Origin of the sequence: Pseudoflavonifractor phocaeensis (genome assembly GCF_016901735.1) — a bacterium.
Taxonomy (GTDB): Bacteria; Bacillota; Clostridia; order Oscillospirales; family Oscillospiraceae; genus Pseudoflavonifractor_A.
The window spans coordinates 1-4,805 of sequence record NZ_JACLZC010000109.1 but is presented as its reverse complement, the minus strand read 5'-3'; the positions used below and the strand labels follow the sequence as shown (position 1 = coordinate 4,805).

Genomic DNA, 4,805 nt, shown 5'->3' with positions numbered 1-4,805 from the left:
AGAAAGGAGGCAAAGAAAGCTTTCATTTTGCGCCGCCCGCGCAGGGCCGTTCCCGTTGGGAATCGAAAAACGATTCTGCGGCAATTTGCATCTTTCCCGCAGGATACTTTCATTTTGATAGGAGTCAACAGGCTTTTTCGACAAGCCGAGCCCCGGACCAGTGGTCCGGGGCTGGCGTTTTGTTATGCGGTCGGTCAGCGGATCTGACCGGAGCCGTAGATGATGTACTTGCTGGAGGTCAGTTCCTCCACCCCCATGGGACCGCGGGCGTGCATCTTTTGGGTGGAAATGCCGATCTCGGCGCCCAGCCCGAACTCGCCGCCGTCGGTAAAGCGGGTGGAGGCGTTGACATAGACCGCCGCCGCGTCCACCGCGTCCAGGAAGTGCTGGGCGGCGGAATAGTCCTGGGTGACAATGGCCTCGGAATGGCCGGTGCCGTGGTCGTTGATGAAGTCAATGGCCTCCTGGGCGCTGTCCACCACCTTGACCGCCAGAATATAGTCGCCGTACTCGGTGTCCCAGTCGGCCTCCTGGGCCGGGACCACGCAGTCTCCCAAAATGGCCTGGGCACGGGGGCAGCCCCGCAGCTCCACCTGCTTTTGATCCAGCAGCGCCTTGGCCTTGGGCAGGAAGGCGTCCGCCACGCCGGCGTGGACCAGCAGGCACTCGGCGGCGTTGCACACCGACGGCCTGGAAGTCTTGGCGTTATAGATGATATTGGCGCCCATGTCCAGATCGGCCTTTTCATCCACATAGACGTGACACACGCCGGTGCCCGTCTGGATGACCGGCACCTTGGCGTTTTCCACCACGCTGCGGATGAGTCCCGCGCCGCCTCTGGGGATGAGCACATCCAGATAGTCGGTGAGGGCCATGAGCTCGGTGGCGCTCTGCCGGGTGGTGTCCTGTACCAGGGCGATGCAGTCGGCGGGCAGTCCCGCTTCCTCCAGGGCGTCCCGCATGATGGCCGTCATGGCCTGGCTGGAGTGGAAGGCCTCCTTGCCGCCCCGAAGGATCACCGCGTTGCCCGCCTTGAGACAGAGGGCGGCGGCGTCCACCGTCACGTTGGGACGGGCCTCGTAGATAATGCCGATAACCCCCAGGGGGACCCGGCGCTTGCCGATGGTCAGCCCGTTGGGCCGGTTATACATCTTGGTCACGGCGCCGATGGGGTCGGGCAGAGCCGCCACCTGACGCACGCCGTCCACGATGCCGGCAATTCTCCCCTCGTCCAGCGCCAGCCGGTCCTGCAAGGAGGGACGCATCCCCGCTTCCTTTGCCGCCGCCATATCCACGGCATTGGCCGCCAGAATCTCGTCCTTTCGCGCTTCCAGAGCCGCGGCGATGGCGGCAAGGGCGGCGTCCTTCTTCGCGCTGCCCGCGATGGCCAGCACCCGGCTGGCCTGCTTGGCCGCCATGCCCTGTTTTTCCAGCTGTGTCATACTTCCAACACCCCCGATGTTGAGATAAGAGATTAGGAGATAAGAGATAAAAGATAGAGAAATGCGGCGGTAAACCGGCTCCTTTCCGCGCTGACACGAGACGATGTAAAAAGAAAAACAAAAAAGCTTTCGAATCAGACGTACAGGGCAAAAATACTGCCGGGCCGCCCTATCTCTTCTCTTTTATCTTTTATCTCTTATCTTGCCTCTGAATCTTGTTCCGATGTCCTGGCCGTCCACGATGCCGTACAGGGCTTCCATATTCTTGCCGTTGGCGATGACCATGTCGATGCCGGCGTCCATGGCCAGCTGGGCGGCGTTGAGCTTGGTGGCCATGCCGCCGGTGCCGCGCCAGGTGCCCGCGCCGCCGGCCATCGCCCGCAGCTCCGGCGTAATGTCGGTCACCTGATGGATGAGCCTGGCCTCCGGATGGGTCCGCGGGTCGGCGTCATAGAGGCCGTCAATGTCGCTGAGGAGGACCAGCAGATCGGCATGGCACAGTCGGGCCACCATGGCCGACAGGGTATCGTTGTCGCCCAGCACCTTGCACTTGCCCGTCTCGATCTCCGCCGAGGACACCGAGTCGTTTTCGTTGACCACCGGGATGACCCCCAGCTCCAGCAGGGCTTCAAAGGTGTTGCGCAGATGGGCCGACCGGACCGGCGCGTCCACATCCTCGCCAGACAGGAGGATCTGAGCCACCGTCCGGTTATACTCGGAAAAGAGCTTATCGTAAATGTGCATCATCATGCACTGTCCCACCGCCGCCGTGGCCTGCTTCATCCGCAGCTCGGTGGGCCGCGCCTCCAGGCGCAGCTTCTTGGTGCCGATGCCGATGGCGCCCGACGACACCAGCACCACCTCGTGGCCCTTGCCCCGCAGATCGGCCAGTACCCGGGCCAGATGATCCATATTATATAAATTCAGACTGCCGCTGGACTGGGTCAGGGTGGAGGTGCCTACCTTGACCACCAGCCGCAGCGGCCGTTCTTCCTGCTCCAAAATTCTTCACGCTCCCAACCGGATGAGATACTTTGCACGAAAACTTCCCTTGCGCGCCAGTGCACTGCTGGTGCAAATGGATAAAGTAAGTATAGCATAAAATACCTTTAGTAGGAAGAGTAAACTTGTCAGTCTCGGAATTTTAGGGAGAGATACAGTAAAAGTTGTGTAGAAACTGGTGATTTCGTGCTTTTTCTTATTGAAATCTTCTCACATTTGGAGTACAATATGCACCGTCATGGATGAGAAATCCTCGTTCCCGTCGGATTCCGCCAGTCAAAAAGTTTCGTTTCCGTTCTTTTTGACTTTAGGAAACAAACGGGGATGAGCCGTCGGTCCGATCCGGGACCGGCTGTATGAGGGAAGGGGCGGGAACTATGCTGAACATCGTGCTGGTGGAGCCGGAGATCCACATGAATACCGGCAATATTGCACGCACCTGCGCCGCCACCCGCAGCCGGCTCCATCTGATCGAGCCGTTGGGCTTCGATATCAGCGATAAGGCGGTAAAACGGGCGGGTTTGGACTATTGGCCTATGGTAGATCTGCACGTCTACCCCAGTTTGCCGGAGTTCTTCCGTCAGACCGGCGCACAGGATCTGTGGCTGGCCACCGCCAAGGCGCCGCGGCCTTATACCCAGGCGGTCTTTCGGGATAACTGCTGGCTCTTCTTCGGCAAGGAGAGCACCGGCCTGCCCGAGGACTTCCGTCTGGCCCACGCCGATCGCTGTATCCGGATTCCCATCCGCGAAGAGGCACGCTGTCTCAACCTGGCCAATTCCGTCGCCGTACTGGCCTATGAAGCCCTGCGCCAGTGGGAGTTTCCGGGTCTGTCGCTGTGCGGCGGGATGGAGCCGCGCTGACCGCTCCGGCGGGTGCGTGTCAGTCTGATCCAGCCTGCATCCCAAAGTCCACCTCCGTTCTCTGCATCAAAAGAAAGGAGCCAATCAAACATGAACTACAACAAAAAGACCGTCAAGGACATCGACGTCAAGGGCAAGAAGGTCCTGCTGCGCTGCGACTTCAACGTCCCCCAGGACAAGTCTACCGGCGCCATCACCGATGACAAGCGCATCCGCGCCGCGCTGCCCACCATCCAGTACCTGCTGGATCAGGGCGCTGCCGTCATCGCCTGCTCCCACCTGGGCAAGCCTGTGGCCACCTTCGATTCCTATGTGAAGAAGCAGGCCGAGAAGGGCAAGGATCCCGCCTCCATCACCGAGGAGGAGTGGAAGAAGTCCCTGAAGAAGCTGTCCCTGGCTCCTGTGGCGGTCCGCCTGAGCGAGCTGCTGGGCAAGGAGGTCATCATGGCCGCCGACGTGGTGGGCGAGGACGCCAAGGCCAAGGCCGCCGCGCTGCAGCCCGGTCAGATCATGCTCCTGGAGAACACCCGCTTTGAGAAGGGCGAGACCAAGAACAATCCCGAGCTGGCCAAGGCCATGGCTTCCATGGCCGAGGTCTATGTGTCCGACGCCTTCGGCGCCGTGCATCGCGCCCACGCCTCCACCGCCGGCGTGGCCGATTACCTGCCCGCCGTGTCCGGCTTCCTGATCCAGAAGGAGCTGGAGATCATCGGCGGCGCTCTGGCCAATCCCAAGCGTCCCCTGGTGGCCATCCTGGGCGGCTCCAAGGTGTCCTCCAAGATCGGCGTCATCAACAACCTGCTGGAGATCGCCGACACCATCATCATCGGCGGCGGCATGGCCTACACCTTCTCCGCTGCTCAGGGCGGCAAGGTGGGCGACAGCCTGCTGGAGGCCGATTGGCAGGATTACGCCAACGACATGGTGAAGAAGGCTGCTGAGAAGGGCGTCAAGCTCCTCCTGCCCGTGGACACTGTGGTTGCCAACGCTTTCGCCGCTGACGCCGAGAGCAAGGTCGTCAAGAACGGCGAGATTCCCGACGGCTGGCAGGGCTTGGATATCGGTCCCGAGACCATCAAGCTGTACTGCGACGCCGTGAAGGACGCCGGCACCGTGATCTGGAACGGCCCCATGGGCGTGTTCGAGTTCCCCGCCTTCGCTAAGGGCACCGAGGCTGTGGCCGAGGCCCTGAGCCAGACCAGCGCCATCACCATCATTGGCGGTGGCGACAGCGCGGCTGCCGTGCAGCAGCTGGGCTACGCCGACAAGATGACCCACATCTCCACCGGTGGCGGCGCTTCCCTGGAGTTCATGGAAGGCAAGGAGCTGCCCGGCGTGGCTTGCCTGCTGGACGCGTAAGAAGCGCGGAGCACCCGGAGCAGGCGGCTAAGACCGAAGCGGAGCAGGGGTCCGGAGGTCCCACCGGGACCGCAGGGCAACTGCGCAGTCGCAGGGCTTAGACGCCGTCCGCGGAGGGCGCGGAGCGTGACAGAAGAAG

Annotated in this window: 5 protein-coding genes; 3 read left to right on the top strand and 2 right to left on the bottom strand. The window is 61.7% G+C overall.

Going from position 1 to position 4,805, the window contains the following annotated elements:
• On the top strand, nt 1-207 hold a 207-nt coding region (locus tag H7U37_RS14365; RefSeq protein ID WP_204876776.1), incomplete at its 5' end, for a hypothetical protein.
• Here H7U37_RS14365 and H7U37_RS14360 read toward each other — a convergent pair.
• Both H7U37_RS14360 and proB read right to left on the bottom strand, forming a co-directional pair.
• A complete protein-coding gene (locus H7U37_RS14360; protein ID WP_204876774.1) occupies nt 195-1,442 on the bottom strand; it encodes a glutamate-5-semialdehyde dehydrogenase in 1,248 nt (415 codons plus the stop codon). The genes H7U37_RS14365 and H7U37_RS14360 overlap by 13 nt on opposite strands.
• A 183-nt stretch (nt 1,443-1,625) precedes the next feature.
• Entirely contained in the window at nt 1,626-2,444 is an 819-nt protein-coding gene (gene proB / locus H7U37_RS14355) for a glutamate 5-kinase (RefSeq protein WP_243413496.1), read from the bottom strand.
• Nucleotides 2,445-2,821: 377 nt separating this feature from the next.
• Between proB and H7U37_RS14350 the strand changes: the two genes are divergently transcribed.
• Both H7U37_RS14350 and H7U37_RS14345 read left to right on the top strand, forming a co-directional pair.
• Nucleotides 2,822-3,307 (top strand): tRNA (cytidine(34)-2'-O)-methyltransferase, encoded by a 486-nt coding sequence (locus H7U37_RS14350; protein WP_204876772.1) that lies wholly within the window; start codon nt 2,822-2,824, stop codon nt 3,305-3,307.
• A 90-nt stretch (nt 3,308-3,397) separates the two neighbouring features.
• Nucleotides 3,398-4,666, top strand: a complete 1,269-nt coding sequence (locus H7U37_RS14345) for a phosphoglycerate kinase (protein ID WP_204876770.1) — start codon at nt 3,398-3,400, stop codon at nt 4,664-4,666.
• The last annotated feature ends 139 nt before the right edge of the window (nt 4,667-4,805 follow it).